Source organism: Lysinibacillus sp. CNPSo 3705, assembly GCF_028674935.1.
Lineage (GTDB): Bacteria > Bacillota > Bacilli > Bacillales_A > Planococcaceae > Lysinibacillus.
On sequence record NZ_JAQZSD010000010.1, the window covers coordinates 54,534 to 77,486 of the forward strand.

At 34.9% G+C, this 22,953-nt stretch carries 27 protein-coding genes; 15 read left to right on the forward strand and 12 right to left on the reverse strand.

The genetic code is table 11. The features are described 5' to 3' along the window. Positions 1 to 319 precede the first annotated feature (319 nt). Together PVA17_RS06685 and paaX are read left to right on the forward strand one after the other, a co-directional pair. Positions 320 to 1,096 carry an enoyl-CoA hydratase-related protein gene (locus PVA17_RS06685; RefSeq protein WP_274067230.1) on the forward strand — a complete coding sequence of 259 codons (777 nt, stop codon included), beginning with the start codon at positions 320 to 322 and terminating at the stop codon, positions 1,094 to 1,096. A gap of 21 nt (positions 1,097 to 1,117) precedes the next feature. After that, the gene (paaX, locus tag PVA17_RS06690; RefSeq protein WP_132358327.1) at positions 1,118 to 1,942 is read left to right on the forward strand and encodes a phenylacetic acid degradation operon negative regulatory protein PaaX; all 825 of its coding nucleotides are present in this window, start codon (positions 1,118 to 1,120) and stop codon (positions 1,940 to 1,942) included. A 164-nt stretch (positions 1,943 to 2,106) separates the two neighbouring features. Here paaX and PVA17_RS25275 read toward each other — a convergent pair whose 3' ends face one another. The 5 genes from PVA17_RS25275 to PVA17_RS06705 form a co-directional block, all read right to left on the reverse strand. After that, positions 2,107 to 2,166: a DUF6688 family protein gene (locus PVA17_RS25275; protein ID WP_337993600.1), complete on the reverse strand. Its 60-nt coding sequence runs from the start codon at positions 2,164 to 2,166 to the stop codon at positions 2,107 to 2,109. Between the two features lie 28 nt (positions 2,167 to 2,194). Further along, the gene (locus PVA17_RS25280; protein ID WP_337993596.1) at positions 2,195 to 2,329 is read right to left on the reverse strand and encodes a DUF6688 family protein; all 135 of its coding nucleotides are present in this window, start codon (positions 2,327 to 2,329) and stop codon (positions 2,195 to 2,197) included. Between the two features lie 63 nt (positions 2,330 to 2,392). Continuing rightward, positions 2,393 to 2,854 carry an NUDIX hydrolase gene (locus PVA17_RS06695; protein WP_274067231.1) on the reverse strand — a complete coding sequence of 154 codons (462 nt, stop codon included), beginning with the start codon at positions 2,852 to 2,854 and terminating at the stop codon, positions 2,393 to 2,395. 361 nt (positions 2,855 to 3,215) lie between these two features. Beyond that, the gene (locus tag PVA17_RS06700) at positions 3,216 to 3,623 is read right to left on the reverse strand and encodes a PaaI family thioesterase (protein ID WP_274067232.1); all 408 of its coding nucleotides are present in this window, start codon (positions 3,621 to 3,623) and stop codon (positions 3,216 to 3,218) included. After that, positions 3,620 to 4,594 carry an NAD(P)H-dependent flavin oxidoreductase gene (locus PVA17_RS06705; protein WP_274067233.1) on the reverse strand — a complete coding sequence of 325 codons (975 nt, stop codon included), beginning with the start codon at positions 4,592 to 4,594 and terminating at the stop codon, positions 3,620 to 3,622. Before PVA17_RS06705 ends, PVA17_RS06700 begins: the two co-directional genes overlap by 4 nt. 74 nt (positions 4,595 to 4,668) lie before the next feature. Between PVA17_RS06705 and PVA17_RS06710 the strand changes: the two genes are divergently transcribed. From PVA17_RS06710 to PVA17_RS06725, 4 genes are all read left to right on the forward strand, one after another. Continuing rightward, positions 4,669 to 5,184, forward strand: a complete 516-nt coding sequence (locus PVA17_RS06710) for a gamma carbonic anhydrase family protein (RefSeq protein WP_132358319.1) — start codon at positions 4,669 to 4,671, stop codon at positions 5,182 to 5,184. Between the two features lie 181 nt (positions 5,185 to 5,365). After that, entirely contained in the window at positions 5,366 to 5,785 is a 420-nt protein-coding gene (locus PVA17_RS06715; protein WP_132358317.1) for a hypothetical protein, read from the forward strand. Between the two features lie 121 nt (positions 5,786 to 5,906). Beyond that, entirely contained in the window at positions 5,907 to 7,568 is a 1,662-nt protein-coding gene (locus PVA17_RS06720; RefSeq protein ID WP_274067234.1) for a hypothetical protein, read from the forward strand. Between the two features lie 380 nt (positions 7,569 to 7,948). Next, a complete protein-coding gene (locus PVA17_RS06725) occupies positions 7,949 to 8,281 on the forward strand; it encodes a DUF1093 domain-containing protein (protein WP_274067235.1) in 333 nt (110 codons plus the stop codon). A gap of 272 nt (positions 8,282 to 8,553) precedes the next feature. On the opposite strand, the gene PVA17_RS06730 is transcribed toward PVA17_RS06725, so the two are convergent. The 3 genes from PVA17_RS06730 to PVA17_RS06740 form a co-directional block, all read right to left on the reverse strand. Then, complete coding sequence (locus tag PVA17_RS06730) at positions 8,554 to 9,069, reverse strand: methyltransferase family protein (protein WP_274067236.1); 516 nt, start codon at positions 9,067 to 9,069, stop codon at positions 8,554 to 8,556. 198 nt (positions 9,070 to 9,267) lie between these two features. Then, positions 9,268 to 9,885 (reverse strand): NUDIX hydrolase, encoded by a 618-nt coding sequence (locus PVA17_RS06735; protein ID WP_274067237.1) that lies wholly within the window; start codon positions 9,883 to 9,885, stop codon positions 9,268 to 9,270. Continuing rightward, complete coding sequence (locus tag PVA17_RS06740; RefSeq protein WP_274067238.1) at positions 9,875 to 10,528, reverse strand: HAD family hydrolase; 654 nt, start codon at positions 10,526 to 10,528, stop codon at positions 9,875 to 9,877. The genes PVA17_RS06735 and PVA17_RS06740 overlap by 11 nt, the downstream gene beginning before the upstream one ends. 440 nt (positions 10,529 to 10,968) lie before the next feature. On the opposite strand from PVA17_RS06740, the gene PVA17_RS06745 reads away from it, so the two are divergent. Together PVA17_RS06745 and PVA17_RS06750 are read left to right on the forward strand one after the other, a co-directional pair. Continuing rightward, entirely contained in the window at positions 10,969 to 11,676 is a 708-nt protein-coding gene (locus PVA17_RS06745; RefSeq protein WP_132358303.1) for an MBL fold metallo-hydrolase, read from the forward strand. A gap of 109 nt (positions 11,677 to 11,785) precedes the next feature. After that, complete coding sequence (locus PVA17_RS06750; RefSeq protein WP_132358301.1) at positions 11,786 to 12,034, forward strand: hypothetical protein; 249 nt, start codon at positions 11,786 to 11,788, stop codon at positions 12,032 to 12,034. Positions 12,035 to 12,412: 378 nt separating this feature from the next. On the opposite strand, the gene PVA17_RS06755 is transcribed toward PVA17_RS06750, so the two are convergent. Together PVA17_RS06755 and PVA17_RS06760 are read right to left on the reverse strand one after the other, a co-directional pair. After that, positions 12,413 to 13,570 (reverse strand): Ger(x)C family spore germination protein, encoded by a 1,158-nt coding sequence (locus tag PVA17_RS06755; protein WP_274067239.1) that lies wholly within the window; start codon positions 13,568 to 13,570, stop codon positions 12,413 to 12,415. A gap of 212 nt (positions 13,571 to 13,782) precedes the next feature. Further along, a complete protein-coding gene (locus PVA17_RS06760) occupies positions 13,783 to 14,187 on the reverse strand; it encodes a VOC family protein (RefSeq protein ID WP_274067240.1) in 405 nt (134 codons plus the stop codon). A 406-nt stretch (positions 14,188 to 14,593) separates the two neighbouring features. On the opposite strand from PVA17_RS06760, the gene PVA17_RS06765 reads away from it, so the two are divergent. The 4 genes from PVA17_RS06765 to PVA17_RS06780 all read left to right on the forward strand — a co-directional run bounded on the left by PVA17_RS06765 (position 14,594) and on the right by PVA17_RS06780 (position 17,273). Beyond that, the gene (locus PVA17_RS06765) at positions 14,594 to 14,773 is read left to right on the forward strand and encodes a hypothetical protein (RefSeq protein ID WP_274067241.1); all 180 of its coding nucleotides are present in this window, start codon (positions 14,594 to 14,596) and stop codon (positions 14,771 to 14,773) included. A gap of 124 nt (positions 14,774 to 14,897) precedes the next feature. After that, a complete protein-coding gene (locus PVA17_RS06770; protein WP_274067242.1) occupies positions 14,898 to 15,545 on the forward strand; it encodes a pentapeptide repeat-containing protein in 648 nt (215 codons plus the stop codon). A gap of 86 nt (positions 15,546 to 15,631) precedes the next feature. Next, positions 15,632 to 16,189, forward strand: a complete 558-nt coding sequence (locus tag PVA17_RS06775; RefSeq protein ID WP_274067243.1) for a putative glycolipid-binding domain-containing protein — start codon at positions 15,632 to 15,634, stop codon at positions 16,187 to 16,189. A 670-nt stretch (positions 16,190 to 16,859) separates the two neighbouring features. Further along, positions 16,860 to 17,273, forward strand: a complete 414-nt coding sequence (locus PVA17_RS06780) for a hypothetical protein (protein ID WP_132358289.1) — start codon at positions 16,860 to 16,862, stop codon at positions 17,271 to 17,273. Between the two features lie 233 nt (positions 17,274 to 17,506). Here PVA17_RS06780 and PVA17_RS06785 read toward each other — a convergent pair whose 3' ends face one another. Further along, a complete protein-coding gene (locus tag PVA17_RS06785; protein ID WP_274067244.1) occupies positions 17,507 to 18,718 on the reverse strand; it encodes a helix-turn-helix domain-containing protein in 1,212 nt (403 codons plus the stop codon). A gap of 183 nt (positions 18,719 to 18,901) precedes the next feature. Here PVA17_RS06785 and PVA17_RS06790 point away from each other — a divergent pair, with 183 nt between their 5' ends. Then, entirely contained in the window at positions 18,902 to 19,663 is a 762-nt protein-coding gene (locus tag PVA17_RS06790; RefSeq protein WP_274067245.1) for an alpha/beta fold hydrolase, read from the forward strand. Positions 19,664 to 19,995: 332 nt separating this feature from the next. Here PVA17_RS06790 and PVA17_RS06795 read toward each other — a convergent pair whose 3' ends face one another. Then, positions 19,996 to 20,754, reverse strand: a complete 759-nt coding sequence (locus PVA17_RS06795) for an SDR family NAD(P)-dependent oxidoreductase (protein WP_274067246.1) — start codon at positions 20,752 to 20,754, stop codon at positions 19,996 to 19,998. A 131-nt stretch (positions 20,755 to 20,885) separates the two neighbouring features. Between PVA17_RS06795 and PVA17_RS06800 the strand changes: the two genes are divergently transcribed. After that, entirely contained in the window at positions 20,886 to 21,770 is an 885-nt protein-coding gene (locus PVA17_RS06800) for a LysR family transcriptional regulator (protein ID WP_132358281.1), read from the forward strand. Positions 21,771 to 22,318: 548 nt separating this feature from the next. Further along, positions 22,319 to 22,561, forward strand: coding sequence for a hypothetical protein (locus PVA17_RS06805; RefSeq protein WP_274067247.1), 243 nt, complete (start codon positions 22,319 to 22,321; stop codon positions 22,559 to 22,561). Positions 22,562 to 22,953 lie beyond the last annotated feature (392 nt).

Consider the following 22,953-nt stretch of genomic DNA (forward strand, 5'->3'; position numbering starts at 1 on the left):
GCTCGCTCCAGGGTCTCATCTGTGACGCTGATCCCCAAGGAGTCGCCCAGCCTCCACTCCAATCACCCATATCACCTTACATGTATATTCTGGCATGTCATAATTTTTAAACGAATATGCAACAACAGGTGTTTTCTGTAGCGAAAGCAAAGCGGCAGCTACAAAGCGAGTAGCCCGTAGCAGAAAATCAGCCTCTTCGAATTAATGGTTAATCAATACACTTTTTAAAATTAACATAAAAGTTTTCAACAACATGAAACGGCACAATCGATGTGCCGTTTTTTTCGGAAAAAATCGAATAGAAAAGGAGAGTTTGCAAATGAAAAGTATTTCATTTAGAATAGAAAATTATATTGCATATGTAACAATAAATCGCCCAGAGGTGTTAAATTGTTTCAATTATGATACTTTATCTCAACTGCAACAAGTAGTAGATGAATTACATATAGATGAGGATGTCCGTGCTGTCATTTTTACAGGTGCTGGCGAAAAGGCATTTAGTGCGGGTGCTGATTTAAAAGAGCGAAAAACATTGACAACGCAAGAAGTACGTCGAAACGTACGAGCAATTCGAGACGTATTTAATAGTATAGCAAATTTACCACAACCGACTATTGCAGCCGTAAATGGGCATGCATTAGGTGGTGGATTTGAATTGTTATTAGCATGTGATTTTGCGATTGCAGTTAACGAAGCACTACTCGGACTAACTGAAACAAGCTGGGCAATCATTCCTGGTGCAGGTGGTACGCAGCGATTACCACGATTAATCGGTGAAATGAAGGCCAAAGAAATGATTTTAACAGCTGCGAAAATTACCGCTACAGAGGCAGAGGCTCTAGGCATCATTTTAAAAGCAGTGCCACAAGAGGCGTTGTTGGACGAATGTGAATCACTCGCAATGCGAATTATGCAAAATGGCCCTGTCGCTGTTCGTCAAGCAAAATATGCTATTACGCAAGGAATGAATACCGATCTACAAACGGGTCTTGCGATTGAATCGAAGGCATATGAGTTAGTCATTCCGACAGAAGATCGTTTTGAAGCTTTACAGGCGTTCAGTGAGAAACGGCAACCTGCATTTCAAGGAAAATGAGTTAGAAAGTAGAGGGAGAGAATGGGTGCAAATACACAGTCTATGATTTTTACGCTCTATGGCGATTATATTATGCATTACGGTTCAAAAATTTGGATCGGTAGTTTGATTCGTTTATTAAAAGAATTCGGTCACACAGAGCAAAATGTACGCGTATCTGTATCCAGAATGGTTAAACAAGGATGGCTGCAATCAGAAAAACGAGGGAATCGTAGTTATTATTTTTTAACAAAACGCGGTGAAATACGAATGCAAGAGGCAGCAAATCGTATTTTCAAATTAAAACCGACTCAGTGGGATGGAAAATGGAGACTATTAATGTACTCTATTCCAGAAGATAAACGACAAATTCGAGATGAATTACGTAAAGAGCTCTTATGGAGTGGATTTGGGTCCTTTTCGAACGGCTGTTGGATATCCCCGAATAATTTAGAAGAAGAAGTTAAACTCCTCATTCAAAAATATGATATTGCGAATCATGTAGACTTTTTTACAGCTGAATACATTGGCCCTCATGATCATGAAGCACTAATCGAAAAAAGCTGGTCGTTGGCTGAAATTGAGGCACGTTATGAGCAGTTTATGGATCAATATAGTAAGCAATATATTATTCATCAAAGTGCAATCTCAAGACAAGAAATGTCGGATGCCGAGTGCTTTGTAGAGCGTACAAATCTTGTTCATGAATACCGTAAGTTTTTATTTATCGATCCAGGACTGCCACAAGAATTATTACCGCCTATGTGGAGTGGAAATCATGCTGCACTATTATTCCAAGAATATTATAATTTATTGGAAGGTCCATCATGCCGTTTCTTTGAAGAAATATTCCATGCAGATAATTAAGAATGAAAAAAGAGCTTGTCCATATTTATGGATAAGCTCTTTTTATGTTAAAATATGGTTTTTTTAGCAAAGAGGAGAGCTTTTGAATAAAGTTCGATTAAAAGTAAGGTTGCAAACGCTGATTTTATACAGAAAGAAACCAACTGTTTTGAAACAAAATTTGATCAAATTGGATAACCATATCTATCGTAAAAATTACGGATGACTTTATGGAAGGTTGGCATATATTGTTCTAGAATGTTCTCAAATACGTTAGCAAGTTAGCAGCTGGCGGTTCACGGGAATTCTTTGTCCTCTTCTAATGCCAGCTCTGATCAGTTTGACCAGGTTTTTATGCCCTTTAGCAGAGACTGTGCACAAATAATGCCCGTCACCCTCTACGATCACTGGTTTTGGCGCAGGGATAAGGGTTGTTGTCTTTACCCTTTTTGATGGTCGAACTCCGTCAGATTATTTTATTATAGGCAAAGTCACTTGGTTTACCCAATCCTGAATGAATCGCTCTTGATGTGCGTTCAAATGAGGTAGGTTATCGCGAGTAAAGAATCTATGTTCGTGACTTTCTTCTGTTTCATGCATTAATTCTCCTGAAAAACAACTTGAATGGAAAATGATCTGGATACTGAAAACCTTATCTCCGTTTGGATATTCTGTAAATCCTTCTTCTCCTGAATAAAGACCAAACAACTTTAATTGTTCAACTATTAATCCAGTCTCTTCAAATGTTTCGCGCACAGCAGTTTCAAGAAAGGTTTCTCCAGGCTCCATAACGCCGCCTGGGATACCCCAAACATCCTGATCTTTTCGATGTTGGAGTAAAATTTGATTCTCTTGTTCAATAATAATTCCACAACCAACAGTCATTAGCACCTCATTTCCAATTAACTTACGAATTGTTTGTATATAGTTCATTCTTTTCCCCTAAAAATATAAATTTTTATTTATTCCTTTATAGTTATTACGATTATTGTTCCTATAAGTTCCAATTTTTGAGTGTTCTTATTAAATTTAACTTCTCTGTTAGTTGAAGTACTTTTCTTCGCAATCTCCAAAGTGATATTATCATAAATTTCCAGTAAAAAAACTCACCTCTAAAAATCTATAGAGGTGAGATGTTATATTCAAACTTTATGTTAATTGATCAGTTGGGCGCTTTGTTGCTGCCGCTTCGCTTTCGCACAGATAAAACATATGTTGCTGCCGCTTCGCTATAAGCCCGGGGCGGAAATTTCTCTTATGAAAGCGCGACAATCTTTATAGAGAACGTATTCATTTATAGGATCATGATAGAAGATGTTATTTTGGCAGCATATTGTCCATTTTGAGAAACGGTTGCTTCCACATAGCATGTTTTTCGGCCTTGCTTGACAATTGTTGATTCAACCGTAGCCGTTCCGGTGTGAAGTGGTCGTAAAAATGTTGTTTGCAAATTGATCGACGCAAATCCTTGATTACTTTCTAATATTGAAGCCATCGAATAGGCCATCGTAATATCTGCTGCAGAAGTGATAAATCCTCCCATGACGACTTGATGCCCATTTAAAAAGCGTTCATCGATATTCCAAGTGCAAACTGCTTTACCGGCAATAGCCGTTTTTACATGAATACCTAATGTTGTATCACATGCTGGTGGTTCAATTTCTCCAGCAATCACTCGTTTTAAGTCGATCATAGTTGTCATAATTGAACACCCCTAACTGAGTCTTGGAATGTATTCAATGTCCGATTTAAACATTGCCGAGCATCATCCATCATAGTCTCGATAAGAGTCGTAACGGTCGGTAAGTCTTGAATAATCCCTGCGATTTGACCGCTATTCATAAAACCGCCTTGTTCATTTCCTTCCATAGCACCTTTTATATGATAGGTTTCGGAAGTACGTTCTTGATAGTCAGCAAGTGTTATACCTCTTGCTTCGTCAGCGAGAAGCGAAGAGGTGAAAGGTGAACATAACACACGGCGAACTTGTCCAACCGAACGTCCTAGAATGACCGTTCCCACGTCAGTTGCATCAATTAGTCTTTGTTTATAGGTCTGATGTACCGGCATTTCCTGTGTAGCAATAAAGCGAGTTCCCATCTGAACACCAGCCGCTCCAAGCATTAACGCAGCTGCTAATCCGCGACCATCACCAACACCACCTGCTGCTACAACAGGTACAGAAACCGCATCGACTACTTGGGGGATTAACGTAAAGGTTGTCAATTCTAAATCGGAGTTTATTCCTGCAGCTTCATAACCTTCAGCAACAATCACGTCTGCTCCGCCTCGCTCGGCCTTAATAGCATGTTTAACGGAGGCTACAACAGCGATAACTTGAATATGATGTGCATGCAATTTCTCTATATATAAAGTAGGATTACCTGCCGATAAAGAAACGACCGGTACTTTATGTGTAATAGCTAATTGCAATAATTCCTTTGTATGAGGATTGACATTAATTGGCACATTGAGGGCAAATGGTTTTTGGGTTAGTTGCTTCGTTGCAACTATGCGTTCTTCAACTTCTGCCGGTGTCATTGTTCCACAGCCGATTGTCCCTAAGCCACCTGCATTCGATACAGCTGCAACGAGTTTAGGACTACTGATATTACCCATTCCCCCTTGGATAATAGGGTATTTTATTTTTAATACAGAACATAATTGATTCAAAAATAGCACCCCCGTTTAAAATATGTTATACTAAATTTTAGCAAAATATTCCGATGATTGAAAGGGTGATTTTTATGGAGATTACATACGCTTTAAAGAAGCCAAATGTTCATGAATCAGTATTTCAGGCGCCAGGCACGTATATTATTGGAGATGTTACGGTTGGTGAACAATCGTCTATTTGGTTTAACGCTGTACTACGCGGAGATGAAGATCGTATTACCATCGGAAAACGTTGTAGTATCCAAGATAATTCAACCATTCATTTATATGAAGGGGCTCCAGTTATTGTAGAAGATGAAGTAACAGTAGGTCATCAAGTTGTTTTACATGGTTGTAAAATTGGTCGCCGCTCGATTGTTGGTATGGGTTCTGTTATTTTAGATCATGCTGAAATTGGGGAAGAATGCATTATTGGAGCAAACACACTTATTACACAAGGCACAAAAATCCCACCACGTTCATTAGTCGTTGGCTCACCAGGGAAAGTCGTACGTCAGCTACAAGATAAAGACATCGAGTTAATCCAGTTATCAATCGACACATACGTCCAAAAGGGAAAAGAATTTAAAGAAATAGTAGAGGGTTAATTTGCTTGTTAGGATTGAGCGCAATATCGTGTCAAACTTAATCCTTTTCATGTTCTTTGTATTTCTTTGTTTGGATTTGTAAAAGAGGGATAATATTGTGAAAAGGTTCTGTTAGGTTATCATTTCTCATCTTTCCACACTATATAGTATTATTATGTTTAGAATTAAGGAGTGTGAGAGTATGAGATTTATTAAATTTCTTCTTATCATTGTAATTTTCATCGGTGTTATTGGTTATGGGGTTTATCATTATGGTATGAAGTATGCATCCGATAAGGTTGTTGATACTATTTCAACAGAATTAGAGCAAAGCGGACAAATGGATGAAATTAAAAATACGATTGAACGTGACCCTCAACTAAAATCATTTATGGAAGAGGCTAAAACTGCAGACAGCAGCAAATTGCCGTTTACAACAAAAGAAGAGGCTACAAAAGTAATTATTCAAAAAGTTGGGATTTCAGAGCTTAATAATATAAGAGTAAAAGTACAAAATGGTTCAATGACGAAAGAACAGGTCATACAAGAAATGGAAGGCAAATTAACAGATGAAGAAATAACGGCCTTAAAAGTAGTTATTTATAAAGAGTTATATAAATAAAACGTTGAAAAAGGCCATAAAAAAGGAAAAACAGGACGTGCTATTGTAGCATGCCCTGTTTTTTTTGCCTTATTAAGCAAAGAAGTTAAAGCCTCTGGCGGATGCCAGGTAATGATGCCGATTGGATGAAATGGAAGGGGTATTGAAAACGGAATACTTCACCTTGCTGCCTATCGCCCAACGAAGATTGGCTTTAGGGTTGCTCGGTAGCTCTTTCATCGGTATTGGACCAATCGTTAGTTTAGTCGCTTGTTTCTCTCTCATCATTTATGCAGCAAGACTTGGATTTTGGTCTGTTATCGTTGCCATACCTGCGATGTTGTTGCAACTTGTCATTATCATGCTGTTGTCCAAAGTGGTGATGGGGGCGATTGGGGAGGCATCGAAATCTCGATTAGGTTTGGAATTCGGGGCGTTGATCATAGGAGCCGTTATAGCTTTTCTTAACGTCGGTTGGTATTTACTTCCCTCGGTTAGCGTGTTCGTAGGGGAACCGTCGCAAGCAATTTCCTTAGCTGCTCGAATATTGCCATCAGGTTGGGCTATGGTAGCGATTGAAGCTGTAAATCGATCCCATTATTTTTTAGCTGTAGGTGTTCTCTGTGGTTTGGCTTTATTGTGTGGATTACTGTTGATTACATGGGCAAGACTGCTATCAGGAAGCACAAAAAATGAGGCTCGTATAAATCGATATAGCAGAAATAAATTATTGTTCCTTACTTGGGCCAACATTCTAACGCCAAAAACTTCAAAAATCGGGGTGGTCGTTCTTAAGGAACTGAAAACTTGGATGCATGATCCGCAGCGAGGGCGATTGTTGCGGATGGGGCTGTGGACGGGATTATTCTATGGCTTATTTGTATCGTTGAGTGGTGTTACTTTATTAATGCCCTGGGTCGGCATAGTTCTAGTGATGTTTACTTGCATGTTCTCGAACAATCTTTATGGGTTTGATGGTAGTGCTCTTTGGATGTCTATTACTACACCGAGTGCAGAACGGAACGATGTGCGGGGTAGGCAAATTGCATGGATAATGGTTGTAGCACCTGTATCGATCGTAATATCTCTCCTATTCCTTTATTTTAGTAAGATGGGCTGGGCGTGGGCATGGGTTTTGGCTTTGCTTCCATCACTATTGGGTGGAGGAGCGGGACTAATCTTGTTCCTCTCAGTTTACAAGCTCGTCCCTGTGACGGACCCTCATCGGCGTGGACGCGGAACAATTGTCTCTGGTGATGACATGAACGCAGGGAAATTATTTATAACTAATTTATTGTTGTTGATATTGCTGTTTTTTACTTCGATACCAACATTAGTCAGTTTGACCTTAGGGACGTTGCTACAGCAAAACTTGCTAAGATGGATGGGTGTACCTGTGGGATTGTGTACCGGCTTATTTATCGCTTGGTATTTCGGGCGCTTAGCATATCGTCGTTTGGAAGCTCGTGGTCCAGATATCCTCTCTATCATGCAGAGTGGTGGAATAGCTCAAGCCGTGGATAACAAAGTAGCTCAAACAGACGACACATTTTCTAATCTATCTGCGGGAAAGTCCATTTTGGTAGGTCTACTCATTACGATTGGGATTATCTTCACATTACCACAGGGGATTGTGCCTATCGTTCTAAAGCTTTTAGGCGTAAAGGTGCGAAGTTGGTTTATTGCTTTATATCTTCCAGAGAACGTCCAATTACTTATATGCATTTTCTTTGTTCTAGCTGGTGTAAGTGCTTTGATTATAACGAGAATAATAATTCGTAAACATAAGAATATGCAAAGGTAAAACACAATGACCATTGCTGTATTGGTAAATTATTCTGAAGATTGAACATCCATTGCGCTTAAACAATAATGCCTTATTTCATTAGAGTAAAGGTATTCGTTTTTTCAGGGAGATTACGTAGCATACTTTGTTTGTCTGTTGTTGGTATAAGGAAAGATGAGCTGGGTAAGTTATTGATTTTAAAGCAGAACGGCAAAAGATCTTGGATATTGACAGTGGTTCCTGAAGGTGAGAGGTGAATGATTACTCAAGTTCCTAGTTGTTTTGAAGATGACAATTTTGTCAGCTACCTGTCATATTCCGAAATTTAAGGTAGTGGAGAATTTATCTATACTCTTATGTAACAAGACTATTTCGTTATAAAAGAGGAGGCATCAGAAATGAAGATTATGAAATTTCTAGCAATTACTATTTTATTCACTACTTTCTTAGTTGGTTGGGGTGACAAAGGTGCTATGATAGAAAAAGACTACTATGTTCAAATTAACGAGGAATTACAATCTCCAAATAGCAATGGTCACTTCGTATACGCACTAGAGGGATATGATAAAGATGGAAATGAAAAGGTTGTAAGTTTTTTTGCAGAAAAACCTTTTAAACAAGGAACGATTGTCCGTGTCCCTAGAAGCTTAGAAGGATATACTGGTGATCCCAAAGTAATAAATGTGGATGACTTACAGGAAAATGCTAAAGAAAAATTCAATAAGAGCTAGTTTCAAATCCAAAACGCTATAAATAAATAGGCGCGATTTATTACTTTAAGCTGACTTCGAAAGATTGTTGCTGTTAAAACTAAAAGGCAGATTTAATCTACAAGACGTGTAGAATAAATTCTGCCTTTCTGTTTTGTTATTTCGTGAATTAGAAAAAATTTTAAAAGTCACCCATCTCTTTAAGTATAGTTCTTCACAATGTTATATAGGGATTCGTTAGGTTATAATCCCAATGACTTTAGTAACTAATTTTTAACTTTCTCCTATAATCGCTAGTATAGAAACGGAATAATTCGCCAAGTCTTGAACTGATATTGTTTATATTGTTCACCAAACAGTGTAACAAGAATTCTCTCTTCAATTGTTATACGATACGAATACGCGAGGAAAAATAAAATGATATTTATGATAATGGCAATGAACGAAGATGAAGAAATAGCAAATCCTAAAAAGGTCAAAAAAGACCCTAAATAACCAGGGTGGCGAATATATTTATATAGACCGTTTTGAATTAACTTATGTTCCCCCTGCATTCCGACATTTCTACTGTAAAATCTCCCTAAGATTTTCATTGAAGAAAATCTGATCCATACACCAATTAGCCCGACAATAACACCAAAAAACAGCATTGAATTCATCTTATTTATTGTAAAGAAATAAATTATCTCCGGAATAGTTACCATCAAGGCTAAAGAACCACAATTTCGTTTTTCTTCTTTAACAGGTGAACTTCTATAAAATTCTAATAATAAGTAAAGAAAAATAGGTAAAAATGCTATGAAAAACATAATTCATTTTCCTTTCAAAAATGGTTAGGTCACTAATTTGTAGATCCCTTCAGCAATACCTAATTGTTCTTCATTGTTCGATGCCTTTATTTTTGCAGGTATGGGCTCATATAAAATGCTTATTCACAAGCCTGCTCGGCTAATTGAATAGCAACAATATCCAAACTTTTTTGGCTAATACGTCCTATAACTTAAAAACTAATCAAAAATCGTATCTTTATGAGGATTTCTTAAGAATTCGAAAAGCGTTTTAATTTGACTTTCTGTGTTTCTCCCTAAGGAAAGGTTTGGTAACTTATGTTTATGATAAAAGTGTACTCCTTTTGTTTCCAAACCATTACTTGCTTGCCCACCAATAATTTCACATTGAATAAACAATTTATAATAATGATATGGTTGAGGCGGATGAGGGTGCTTATTCATATCCAATAAAGCAAGTAATTTCGTAGGAACTACATCGTATCCTGCTTCTTCTTTAATTTCTTTGACAATGTTTTCGCTAGGCGACAAACCTATATCGCAGAAACCACCTGGCAAAGACCATCTATCATCAATTTTTTCTCTTACCAGTAGTATTTTATTGTTAGTAAATACTGCTCCTCGAACATCAATTTTGGGTGTTTGATAACCCGTTTCATTCGTAAATAAATCTTTGATTTTTTGCATTTCTAATCCAGTGTATTCTAGCATTATTTGTGCACTTAAATTTCTTAATTCTTCATAGCGTTCAATATCGTAAACGTCTTTTGAAAAAGTTAATCCTGCCTGAGATATTGATTGTATCTTCTTCGCCCATTCTAACCATTTATAGCTCATGACGACTACCTATATTAAGAAAATCAACAAAATGCTTAACGCTGCTAAAAAAAGAATGAGGCTCTATTGTAAATTCAAAAGTTTGATAATCCTGCAACCACTGAACTCCTACAGTTTGTACATTTGCTGCAATTCCTGCTTGTATATCGGCATCACTATCTCCAACATACATAGCCTCATTACTCCGTACACTCAATAATGATAAAGCCTTGATTATTCCTTCTGGGTGAGGTTTTGGGTGAATAACATCATCGCCAGTTACTATGACATCAAAAAGGTAATCCATTTGAAGAGCTTGTAATGAAATGTCTAAACTTCTTCTTGCTTTTCCGGTAACAATGCCTAATTTAATACCATAGTCTTTTAAATGTTTGATCATTTTATCAATTTCCACATTATAGTTAACCAAGTTAGAATGGTTTTCTAAATATTTTTGATAATACAATTCAATAGCTTGCTCTTTATTTGAATTAATTAGATTTTCTCTAATAATTCCTGTTTCTGAAGGACCGAACATTGCTTTTATTTCTTCAGAAGAAAGGTCTTTATTGTCAAAGTCTTTGAAGACATTCTGAAAGGCGTAATAACAAATTGGTAATGTGTTTGCTAAAGTTCCATCGAAGTCAAAAATAATAGCTTTCATAACACCAATCCCTTCATTTTTTGTTTTTATGCCAATATTATCAAGTAAATAATTCGAAAGGGAATAAATAAATAAATTTTCCCAATAAAAACATTCGAAAAAAAGTATGGGGCGTAGGAAGGAAAATAAAATTATAAGTAAGTATAGAGGATGTGTTATAGCAGTCACATTTTAAAAATAAACCGTCTATGTATACGAATATGTTTATCACGAAAACTAAAGAGATTAATTTAATTGTATTAGACGATACGAAGAAGGTATGAAATATCCTCCGATCTGATCTAAATTAATAATTGTAAACATTATTGAGAGGACTCAACAAACAAAGAAAGCATAAGGCGAATGCCTAAAGTAGAGAGTTTTTAGACGGAAAAAGGGTAGCATTAGAGAACCTAACCTTTAATTGTGAAATAAAGTAAATATGGAAGAGAGGCTATTTTATGTTGAAGTTTATTGGCTCGGGTAGTGCATTTAATACGAAATTAGGCAATACATCCGCTTATTATAAAATAGGAAATCAAATGTTGTTAATTGATTGTGGTAGCAATATTTTTCATCGCATTAAGGAACATAATTTACTGGAAGGCATTGAGGACATTCATGTATTAATCACTCATACGCATGCGGACCATGTAGGAAGCCTTGCTGATTTTATTTTTTATAGCTATTTTTGTCATGGCGAAATGGCAAAATCTAATGTATGTGTTTATTCCGTTGATGATGTAAAAATTGAAGAATTGTTAGCTATAAATGGTATTATTCCAGGCGTGCAATGTTTAATAAAAAAATGTCAAGCGGATACACAATACACACTTCATTTCTGTAAAGTGCTTTTCGAAAAGTCTAGTCATGTTAAAGAAATACCTTCTTATTCAATTGAATTATCTATAGATGACAAACTTATCTATTATACTGGAGATACAAATAGCCTAAAATCCTCTTTACTAAATCCAATGGCATACGATTATGTTTATGTTGATACTTGTAAAGCTGATTATGAGGGCAATGTACATTTGTCCTTACGAAAATTAAGTGAGTTAGTGAGACCAGATGTACGTTCAAAATATTGGTGTATGCATTTAGATGAAGGCTTTGACCGTCAAGAAGCAGAAACGTTAGGGTTCAATGTTGTAGCGAACGAATTATAAGGGCGTTCGCCATCAGGAAAGTAAGTAGCATCCTCTATTTGGTTAAAAACGGTATATTTAACACACTTGATGATAAAATGGGAATAGTATCTGAAAGGGGGAGAGAAGAATGGGTTTCTTTATTGTAATTTTCGGATTCATTATTTTAGTAGGTGTGATTAGCTTAATAAAAAAGGAATTCTCTAATGATGATCGTTCAATAGAAAGTCATGCCAACCATTCGAGTAGTCATATAGATTATAGTTCAACAAATTCATTCGTATCCATTGAAGATTCAAATACAGACAATTGCTCGGACAGTGTGTCTAGTTATAGTGATACATCTAGTTGCAGTGATAGTGGTGCGTCGTCCGATTAGAATAATATTAAAAGCTGTAGCGTTTGACACTACTACAGCTCAGAATTGGTCTTGCCCTTATAATGGCTTAGCCATCAACAGCATTATACCACATAGAATGAAAAATGACAGTTCGAATGAGAATTTATTTCAGTGAATTGTATATATCGTTGAATAGATGACACAAATGAGATTTAGCTTTTTTCAGCAAATAATATTGTATTGAAAGCAAGCATCAGCTACATTCATCTCCCAACTTACAGGTGGGAGATGAATTCGATTTTATGGTGTATTTTAGTGGGCTTTGGCAATATATATTTGCTGCTAACGCTACGCTTTCGCACAAAATATTTGTTGGTCTTAAGCTTCCCGCTAATTCCGGGCGCAATTATTATATAGCTATTCATTAATTGTTTCAGCAAATGTTTTTCGACCTGGATTAACTTTATTTACGATAACATTTACTTTACTAAGTGAATCTGCTGTCAATGGAATTTTGCCATCTTTCTGGACTTTTTTCCATGCTTTTACGTTTTTTCGATATAGGTGCTCCGATAAGCGGAAAACATCAACATCTATTTCTATACCTGCTTCATAAGATTTTTTAATATCTTTTTTTACTTCCTTAATAATACCTTCTCTTATTTGGTCGGTGTTTACTTTTCCTTCGAAGCCATTAATGATCGCATTTAATTTTATTTCCGCTTCAAATGTTACTTCATTGTTTTTTACAATTGGTTTAATTTTTGTGCTTAATTTTTCTAAATCAACTGTTAAGAATTCTTTTTCTTTATTGTTTAATTTAATGGTTACGTCTCCTCGAGTTTTTTTATGGAACATCCATTGAATACCTCTTGCATTCCCATCATTTATATAGCCTTTAAATCCATCTTTTGAAACTACTCCGAAACCAGATAATGCAGTTTCCTCTGTTGGTTTATTAGTCGTTTCCCAGTTTTTGTTAATTGTTACAAGTGGCAAATTCACTTCATGACCCGGTTCATTTAAGCTGATAATTAATTTTCGTAAATCAACAGGCTCTACATATGTTTGTAGCTCTTTTGTATGCATTGGATTGCTTAGTTTTGAAGCGGTTAGGGATTTATTTAATATTGGTGTGATTAAAAGAATATCTTTAATAGAGTCCTTTGTAACGTATGTCAATATTTGGTATCTCGTTTCCCGATGCCTTAAAAAACTGTCAATAACAGGAATTGAGTTCGCGTCTTTTAAGGCATCCTCAGAGAAAAGAATAAAAGTCATATGTCCCCAGAAAACTTTTTGATCGATGGAGCGATATAATTTAAAAAAAGCTTCTTCCATCGTTTTACCTTTCGCAAATCCAATTTCTGATGGTGCTGCTTGAGGAGTAGGTCCTTCAGATTTAGCTACATTCGCAAAATTTATGATTTGCATATATATTTCATATTGACCATCTTTATAATCGATACCAATTCCATCAATATAGTACATTCTTTGTGGTTCTTTAACATCCCAACATCCGGCGAGTAATAGTATAGCTGTTAAACTTACTATTAACAAAAAAATTTTTTTCATTTTTGATCCCTACTTTTAGAAATTCTGTGCAATCTTTTGGAGTAAAGGGGTTTTGTTTATAGCTTGGACAAAAAATGAGAGGATTATAAGCAGTGAAAAACTTAGAATAGCTAAATTAAGCCATTTTAAACAAATGACCAGGACTCTTTTTATAATGAGTCCTGGCTTATTTCTAATAGTGAAGCAAGATGAAGAAAGTCCCCCTAAGCACTTTATATTCCTGTATTATCACGAAGCTCTATAATAGTTCCTTCAGGTGCTTTTAACTTACAAAGCTGGCCATTTTCAACCTTATAAATAATTTCATCATTTTTAGGAATAAAATGAACATTCATGTCCTTCAACCGTTCTACTTCTTGACTAAGATTGTCAACCCATAAACAGAAATGTACAATGCCTAGAGCATTTGAATTGCATGTATCAAGTTTTTCATTATACTTTCCTGTTTGAAGTTCAATATAAAATGTTCCAAGTTTTAACCAAGTGTTAAAATGTCTATCGTGGAAATTTGGTGACTCCTGCGCTACTTCAAATCCTAATACTTCGCTGTAAAAAGTTAAAGATTCATCATATGTATTCGTTTGTATGCAAATGTGGTGCACATATTTTTCAGCCATAAAGTTTTTCTCCTTTTATGTTATAGTCATATTTTAATATAAATTACATAGCTAGTGAAATGACATCTAATTATCTTGAAATACAATTATACAACGCATTCCTTAGAGCAAGTTCTCTTGGTTCATTAGCCATACCAAATCCATGTTTATTCATAGCGTTGGCATATCCTAATCCCTCGTTTGGATCAGCAAAGCAGAATGAACCACCAGCTCCAGGATGTCCAAAAGAGCTTTCACTCCGACCGAATTGCATATCAGGGGAGTTTTTCCAAAATTGGCGTGGCGCCCATACTTAAATTCATTCCAATCAAATGATACTTGAATAGTTTATTAGCGAGGAAATAGCATTTAGCAGATATTCTTACAAGTATAATTTACGCCAAAAAGGGTAATTTATATATCGGAGGTGATAACTTTGACAAAAGAAAAGCGCAATAAAAGTGAAGAGGAACAAGTAGAATTTGGAGCAGATTTAAGCCCTGACGATTTAGATGTGCGTGAAGAAAATGATCTAACGAATGAACAAATGAACAATACAAATGAAAAACAACACAATGAAAACACTTCCTCAAAACGTAATAAATAATAAGGAATACACATAAAAATTTCCTACCACAATCTTTTGGTTGTGGTAATTCGAATGTTTTCTTTTACATAAGAAGCATTATAATAAGGTTTTCATGTAAACTATTTGAGAGAGGAGAAATAGCATGACGACAAAATTTAAAATTGAAGTTCCGCTTCTGCCAAATGATTTGGCTCAAGGAACTTTTGAAGACATTTTTTATGATGAAGAACCTTATTTATCGAATCAATTGATTACGAATATAAGTAGAGAGAATGATAATATTGAACGTTTATTTTTATCTAAAGTTATGTTTCAAAAAGTATCTTTGCTTAACTCGAATTTCAATAAAATTGATATGACTGATGTCATCTTTGAAAACTGTGACTTATCTAACTCCAAATTCAACGAAGGAATTATTCATCGAGTTACATTTAAAAACTGTAAGTTGTTAGGTGTTGATTTCTCGGAGGCAAATTTAGGGAACGTTTCTTTTAAAGGTTGTAACATGAATTTATGTAACTTTGGGGTAGCGAGACTAAAACAAAGTTGTTTCGAGCAGTCATCATTACGTGGGACAAGCTATTACGACTGCCAATTGAAGAAAGTGAAATTTGAACATTGTAATATAGATGACGTTGATTTTAGCGACACGCCTTTAAACAATGTAGATATCAGTACATGCACATTTGAACGATTAAATGTCACATTGAAAAATTTAAGTGGCTGTGTAGTGTCCACTGAACAAGCAATTGGCTTTGCAGAACTGCTAGGTTTAAAGGTTAAACGATAGTATGTCACTATTAAGAAAAATAGGTGTTTTATCCAGAGAAGAATTAGCCTTCGATGAAGAGGTTATGATAGATAGGGGAGAATGTTTTGAATCAAAAGGTAGTATGGGAGAATGAGGAACAGTTTGGCTGTGAGCATTTAAGCATTATTAAAGAAGAAGAAAACTTCTCAGCGAAAGGGACAATTATATATGTAGAAGGGGATGAATCTAATGCTCATATTGTAGAATACAAAGTTGATCTAGACACCAATTGGTTTACTAAAAAATTAACAATAATGGTTGATGATCACAACAGTTTAAAATTAACGTCTGATGGAAAGGGAAACTGGTTCGAAAATGATGGACGGGTAATTGATAAGCTAAAAGGTGCAATTGATATTGATATATCTGCAACGCCATTTTCAAATTCACTTCCTATCAATAGAATGAATTGGGTCCTTGATCAAGAGGAACATTTCGAAATGGTATACATATCGATTCCATCGCTTAAGGTAAAAAAAGTTCCCCAATCCTATAAATATTTAAATAACAATGGTAAATTGAGATATTTTAAATACCGTTCTTATGATTATGAAACAATTATATGTGTAGACGAACAGGGTTTGGTTATAGACTATCCGAATTTATTTAGAAGAATATGGTGATCTAAAGGGGGTAGGCTCATGTCAAAGAAAATACAAAGTGTTGAATGTCGATGCTAGGACAGCTTTAATGTTGAAAAATTTGTCATTACAATAATTCTAGGAGTATTTATTCATTCCATTATTTATTGGAACTACATACAGTATTGCATACGGTATCAATGGTACTGCGCCTGCCATGCTTGTAGCTTTAGAGTATCAGTAGGAATTGAAAAAAACAGTAAAAATAAAAATTTTGTATTCATGTATTTTAAGTATTTAATTTGTTCATTCATTTTTGCACTATTATTTAGTTTAGTTAATTTTGATATTGATACTATTAAAGACGCTATTTATCTAACAACTATTTCAATAGGTAGTATTTATATTACATTATTTGTTATTGTTGATTATATTTGGTTCATCATCCAAAGTTGTGGATTGTAAATAGTTGATTGGAGTGTAGACTGAGTGACTCCTTGGGGTCAGATCAAGATCACAGGTGTCACAGATGGGACCCTACAGCGCAGCGGATGTTTTCTGTGCGGAAGCGTAGTGTTTAACGTAGCGGCAGCAACAAAGCGCCAACACGTTTTGGTGATGATCCTTATATTTTGAAATGCTAAGTATAATGTGATGAAGATTCAGCTTTAAAAAAGATAATGGTACTACGAGGAGAAGGGAGATTAAATGAATGATTGTTAAAAGAAACTACTCTAATATAGACGTACAAAATTTTGTAAATTTGTTTTCTTCAAAAATTAGTAATGGTTTAGAGCTCACATACAGAAAAGAGACGTTAGAAAATATTAAAAACCATAAAAACTTTACTGATGAGCTAAAAACAGAATGTGGGATATACTATTTCATTCAAGATGATATTGTAAAGTACGTTGGTAGAGCACTTCCTGCAGTTGGATTAAGGTCCAGAATTTTAAATCAAATGAACGCTTTTGGAGATGTAGAATGGGATAAGGTAATTACGGATAATAGCTCGGAAGTTGCTGTATTTATTTTCAATAATAGAGAGCAATGGTATTTCATTTCTGCATTAGAACATTATCTTATAGAGAAACTAGAAAAACCAATCTTTAATAAACGTTGCTAAAAATTTAAAGTACTATTTGTGGAATATTTGTTATTACATGTGTCAAAGACTGCCACAATAATCAGTGAAGTGTGCAATGATAGCGAACAGAAGAGAAAATAACTAGACTTCTCACAAATGTGCAAGTTTGGTGCTGTATAACACTAGAGACCAGGTTTTTGCATGTTGTTGCGTAACATAACCTGATCTCTTCTTTAAGACAAAAAAATTTAAGTGCTTTACAGTTTTTAATTTTACAAAGATGAATTTACTAACTCTATAGTGTTTTTAATAAAATCTTGATAATGCGTTTTGGGTAATGAATCTATTTTACTAGCTGCCTTTTTTGCATAAATAAGCGCTTCCTCTATTTTTCCAAGTTGCATAAGACAAATTGCCCTATATGAATAAGCCGTGTAAAGAATACATAATTCAAGCGGGTATATAGTTGAGCCCGGCATCTTGAACTTTTCAAACGCTTCTAAGGCTTCATTGAGTTGACCTTTTCCTAATAAAGCTTTCCCTTTTTCAAGATAATAAAAATCACTTCCGATATTCCCCTTTAGTACTGTAGCAAATTTATCTAAGTAAAAAAGAGCTTGCTCATAATCTTTTGGTATTTGATTATAATAATGAGCTTGAAGCAACAGTGTATAAGCTAAGGACTTATCATTTTCACTAAATATAGCAAATTGTTCGGACTTTTTTATAAAATAAGCATAATCATTTTCATCATTATGAAGAAGGGCTTGGAATGCTGCAATCCGGAAAATATTATCCATCTTATAATAGACCATTTTCTTCTTAGACATAGCAATTAATTGATTAAGCTTTTCCTTCCCTGATTTATATTCACCTATCCCAAAAAGTAAGATCATTTCAACGTAATTCGCCTCTAATTCAACTAGCATATCAATAACTTTTGCTTTTTCATCATACTCTTTTCTTACACTTTTTAACATATTCAGGGCATTAAGATACTCGCCCTTTTTTGCATGGTATTCAACTACATATAATTTGACAGCTAAACAGTGGCTATAAAGAGATAATCGATCATAGATTGATATAGCCCGATCTATCAACATTTCTCCATTTTTTTTATCGGACTTCATAACTGTTCTTCCGGAGATTTCTAATATCCTAGCAGATTCCACTGAAATGGGAAACTGTTGGTCAATAATGTTTTGGGTCAAATTAATGATCTGTTGATCATTATTTTTTTCATATTCTTCCTCTAATATATTAAATAAGTTTTTTAGCTCATCAGGAGTAGGGTTCCCTAACAAATATTGAGGATCACAGCCCAACTGGTGCGCTATAAATTTTAAACTGTCCATTGAAGGGTTTGCGCGCCCATTTTCAATCATACTTAACATTCCTTTGGACATTTTCTTCCCTGTTAGTTCTACAAGTGTCATTCCTTTTTCTATTCTTAATTTTTTTATTCGTTGTCCTAACTCATTCATTTTCCAACATCCTTGATATTCAGTTTATAGGTTCAATTATATTAAACTTCAGCTTGAAAAGGCAATTATTACATGTTACGATAAAGTTCAATTTAATTGAACTTTCTTGAATTCGAGTTTATGAAATTAGGAAAGATTTTTTATAGAAGAGAGCTTAAAAAAATGGAAAACGAGGGATTAAACATGGGTGAATTTATTGAAAATGAAGCAGGTCAAAAACTTGATATAGGTGGTATCAAATTATATTATGAATTGTTAGGTGAGCATTACGACGGTCCAACACTTGTTTTCGAATCTGGGTATGGAGTTCCTTTAGAAAACTGGAATTCGATTAAAAATGAAGTATCAAAGTTCTCAAGAATGTTTATTTATGACAGAGCAGGTATCGGAAATAGTGAAATAGATGACAGACCTCAGCATAGTAGACAAAGTGTCGATAACTTACATGCATTACTTAAAAAGGCAGGTGTAAAGCCTCCGTATGTCTTAGTGGGTCACTCAATAGGAGGATTAAATGTAAGATTATTTGCAAGTAAATATCCAGAAGAAGTTGTAGGAGTAGTTCTCTTAGATTCATCTCATGAGGATCAAAATAAAATATTGCCTCCTTTATTTACAAAAGAAGTTCAGGAAGCGTATTTTAATCAATTTACTATAGAAGGATCTCTTATTGAGGTTGAAGAAAGTTTAGAACAAGTGCGTACTTCTAAATCATTTGGAAATATTCCATTGACTGTCGTTACAGGGGGTCTGCAGCCTTTTCATACAAAGGAATCGATGGCTGCTTGGATGAAATTTCAGAAAGAGCTTGCAAACTTGTCAACAAAAAGGCAACATATTATCGTTGAAGATGCCGGGCATGCAATACATATTGATAAGCCAGAAGTTGTTATTGATGTAATAAGAGATATTTTAAGTATAGTAGAGAATGAAAAAAAGCACTAAAAAAATTTAATCTAAAATTCAGTATTTATGAGTATGGTGAAGTTGAAACTGTATTTTATAGGTGGGGAGTATAAGCCTGGGAAACATTGGCCAAATAAAATGCTTTAGAGAAATTAGTGAGTAACTTAGAAATTTAAAATATACATTCAGATACATATGAAAGAGGAGAAAGGCATGTACGTTTACGGGGATTGAATTCCGTTCATGTTTTTCTATTGCCATAATATGTTTTTCGTTGTTGCTTGAACCAAAATTGTATTTGAATAAAAAATAAGACCAAGACCTTCCGTCTTGGCCTATTTTATTGTTTATTTTGAAAAAATGTTTATTTACTAGTGTGCAACTTGTCCGCCATCTGCAACATAAACATAACCGTTACAGAAGCTTGCTGCGTCTGAAGAAAGGAATACAACGACTTCAGCAATTTCTTCTGGTTTAGCAGCCCGCCCCATTGGAACGTTGGAAACCACCTCATTCCAAACCTCAGGATTATCTTTCCACATTTGAGTCATTGGTGTTTCTGTTAAACCAGGTGCGATAGCGTTTACTCGGATACCGTCTCGAGCGTGGTCAATTGCAGCTGCTTTTGTTAAACCAGTTACGGCATGTTTTGCTGTTACGTATGGTGCCATATTTGGATCGGCAATGACACCAGCTACTGAAGCTGTGTTTACAATTGTACCACCGCCATTAGCAACCATATATTCAAGTTCATGTTTCACTGCAAAGAATACACCTTTAACGTCCACTGCCATTACTTTATCAAAAGTATCTTCTTCAATATCTACGAATTTTGCTGGTTTATTTAAAATGCCTGCATTGTTGAATGCATGATGTAATCCACCAAATTTTTCTACTGTCTTTTCAACAAGTGATTTCAATTGCTCTGGACTTGTTACATCTGTTTTAAAGAAAACAGCTTCTTCGCCTGCTTGTTGAACTAGTTCTACAGTTTCTTGTGCACGGTCATCAACATCGCCAATAGCAACTTTCGCGCCACGACGTGCAAAAGCTATTGCTGTAGCACGTCCAATACCAGTAGCTGCTCCAGTGATTAAGACAACTCGACCTTCAAAATCTTTAACATTCATATTATTGCCTCCCCATATGTGTAGGTTTTTCTTTTCATGTGTAGTATAGCTTTCAGTAAAATGCCTATTCAATATTTTTGAATGAATGAGCTTATTCCTTTATAGTAATAAGCATAAGAAGGTGACTAATAATGCAATTAACTCAATTAGAGTATTTTATAGTAGTAGCCCGTTTGGAACATATGTCGAAAGCTGCTTTGGAGCTAGAGGTTTCGCAATCTTCATTAAGCAAAACGATCGCTCGTTTAGAGGATGATATCGGGGTACCACTCTTTGATCGAAGAGGGAAATCTATTCGTTTGAATGAATATGGACGCATTTTTTATGAGAAGGTGGAAAAGGCTTTAGATGATTTACAAGAGGCGAAATCAGAAATTCAAGAACTGGCGAATATACGAGAAGATAGTATAGCGATTAATGTGATGAATTCAAAACTACTGCCAAAATTATTTTATGATTTTTATAAAAAGCGTCCAAATGTTAAAATCCGACAATATGTATTGCCAGATAAATTAGCTCTACAAAAAATAATTAGTGGCGAAATTGATTTAATGATCGTTATTAATCCGATTAAAGATGACAGAATAGAGTGGGTTCCATTATTTACTGAAGAAGTCTTTTTAGTAGTGCCAAAAAATCATCCACTAGCTGCTAAAGAAAGTGTTTCACTGATTGAGACTAAGGATGAACTGTTTATTTTGTCAGAAACAGGACAAAATTTTCGCACAACAGAAAATCAATTATTTGAAAAAGCGGGCTTTACTCCGCAAATTGCCTTTGAAGGTGAAGATTTATCGATTATTTTACAATTGGTGAATGAGGGAAAGGGAATCTCTTTTATTTTTAACTATTCATTTTTAGATCAGTATTTAGACAACGTAAAAATATTGAAAATTTCAAATCCTGACTGCTTTCAAACAGTAGGGATTGCTTGGAATAAAAAAAGAAAAAGTTCATTTGTCGTAAATAGTTTCCGTGATTTTGCTATTTCATTTTTGATAAACAGTACAATATAGATGTGTGAAAGGTTCTGGTGAGGCTAATTGCACGTTTATTTTTGAGTTAAATAAAAAGGGTCACTTACAGGCTAGTGACCCAAAAAACTATATGGAACTAATAAACTTATGGGTTTTTTTTACCTTAATTGAAGATACCTCTCCGCAATTCTGACACAGTGTAAAAATAAGTGGAGAACCATTGGAAAAAAATGTATCAACTGGTTTTAAAGTAGCATAACCATTAAGTTCCCCCTGAGAAAATGAATCACTACCACAAGACTTGCAAATCAATTTATTGTTTTCCACAATATCACCTCAGTATGTAATTAATGTAAATTATAACATAAATATAGCCGAGACGTTATAGACGCTAAAGGTAGAGAAGCTAGACAAACTAGTCCACATCTTAAATAAGGAATGAAATTGAACTATTGATAATAACACCATACAAGGATACAGAGGTGTTACAGAAAAATCTCTAAACAAATCGTCCTTAGCAATAGATAGAATATTGTGAAACTTATTTGAACTTAAGTCGTAGTAATAGATAGGGAGGAGGGGTTAGCTTGAAAAAATACTTATTATTTGCAGGGGTTTTTACGTTGGCATTTGTAGTAATGCAAGTACTATCAGGCATGCTATTAACAGTGTTTTATATGCCTAGCATACGATGGGAAGAGGTGTCGACTTTACCTTCACAAGTGGTGTTTGGAAATACAAGCTTCATTCCGCCACTTATTATTACTTTAATAGCGTTAGGTATTGCTTTTGGTAGTACCAAGCTAATCAATAAAAAGGTTGTTCACTAATAAAAAGGAAGGGGTCTCTTCCCTTCTTTTTTGAATGAAATCATGCAAGTCCTTAATTAATTATTATAAACTAAGCAGCTTTGCTTGCCTTGCCTTTTACATAGCAGTGAAGGGCTTTTTTTATGTGTTGTGTAATTCAAGGTGAGCAGCAGACGAGTTATAGTGTAAATGATTACATAATGAACTTAGAATACGCGCATTTCGCTGAACAATTGCTTAAAATAACCAAAATTCTAATAACAAAAATGATAGAGCATTGTTGCAATATATATGGTATAACGTTCTATATTTTAGTATAATATTCTATGTTTTTAGCAAAAATAAGTTTCCTTTATTCGGATAAAGGACTGAAGGAAGGAATTATATTGGTATATTTAGGGTTGATCATGATT

Coding starts and splice junctions, on each gene's coding strand:
- PVA17_RS06685 (WP_274067230.1), top strand. CDS start 320: ATGAAAAGTATTTCATTTAGAATAGAAAATTATATTGCATATGTAACA.
- paaX (WP_132358327.1), top strand. CDS start 1,118: ATGGGTGCAAATACACAGTCTATGATTTTTACGCTCTATGGCGATTAT.
- PVA17_RS06695 (WP_274067231.1), bottom strand. CDS start 2,854: ATGAACTATATACAAACAATTCGTAAGTTAATTGGAAATGAGGTGCTA.
- PVA17_RS06700 (WP_274067232.1), bottom strand. CDS start 3,623: ATGACAACTATGATCGACTTAAAACGAGTGATTGCTGGAGAAATTGAA.
- PVA17_RS06710 (WP_132358319.1), top strand. CDS start 4,669: ATGGAGATTACATACGCTTTAAAGAAGCCAAATGTTCATGAATCAGTA.
- PVA17_RS06715 (WP_132358317.1), top strand. CDS start 5,366: ATGAGATTTATTAAATTTCTTCTTATCATTGTAATTTTCATCGGTGTT.
- PVA17_RS06725 (WP_274067235.1), top strand. CDS start 7,949: ATGAAGATTATGAAATTTCTAGCAATTACTATTTTATTCACTACTTTC.
- PVA17_RS06730 (WP_274067236.1), bottom strand. CDS start 9,069: ATGTTTTTCATAGCATTTTTACCTATTTTTCTTTACTTATTATTAGAA.
- PVA17_RS06735 (WP_274067237.1), bottom strand. CDS start 9,885: ATGAGCTATAAATGGTTAGAATGGGCGAAGAAGATACAATCAATATCT.
- PVA17_RS06740 (WP_274067238.1), bottom strand. CDS start 10,528: ATGAAAGCTATTATTTTTGACTTCGATGGAACTTTAGCAAACACATTA.
- PVA17_RS06745 (WP_132358303.1), top strand. CDS start 10,969: ATGTTGAAGTTTATTGGCTCGGGTAGTGCATTTAATACGAAATTAGGC.
- PVA17_RS06750 (WP_132358301.1), top strand. CDS start 11,786: ATGGGTTTCTTTATTGTAATTTTCGGATTCATTATTTTAGTAGGTGTG.
- PVA17_RS06755 (WP_274067239.1), bottom strand. CDS start 13,570: ATGAAAAAAATTTTTTTGTTAATAGTAAGTTTAACAGCTATACTATTA.
- PVA17_RS06760 (WP_274067240.1), bottom strand. CDS start 14,187: ATGGCTGAAAAATATGTGCACCACATTTGCATACAAACGAATACATAT.
- PVA17_RS06770 (WP_274067242.1), top strand. CDS start 14,898: ATGACGACAAAATTTAAAATTGAAGTTCCGCTTCTGCCAAATGATTTG.
- PVA17_RS06780 (WP_132358289.1), top strand. CDS start 16,860: ATGATTGTTAAAAGAAACTACTCTAATATAGACGTACAAAATTTTGTA.
- PVA17_RS06785 (WP_274067244.1), bottom strand. CDS start 18,718: ATGAATGAGTTAGGACAACGAATAAAAAAATTAAGAATAGAAAAAGGA.
- PVA17_RS06790 (WP_274067245.1), top strand. CDS start 18,902: ATGGGTGAATTTATTGAAAATGAAGCAGGTCAAAAACTTGATATAGGT.
- PVA17_RS06795 (WP_274067246.1), bottom strand. CDS start 20,754: ATGAATGTTAAAGATTTTGAAGGTCGAGTTGTCTTAATCACTGGAGCA.
- PVA17_RS06800 (WP_132358281.1), top strand. CDS start 20,886: ATGCAATTAACTCAATTAGAGTATTTTATAGTAGTAGCCCGTTTGGAA.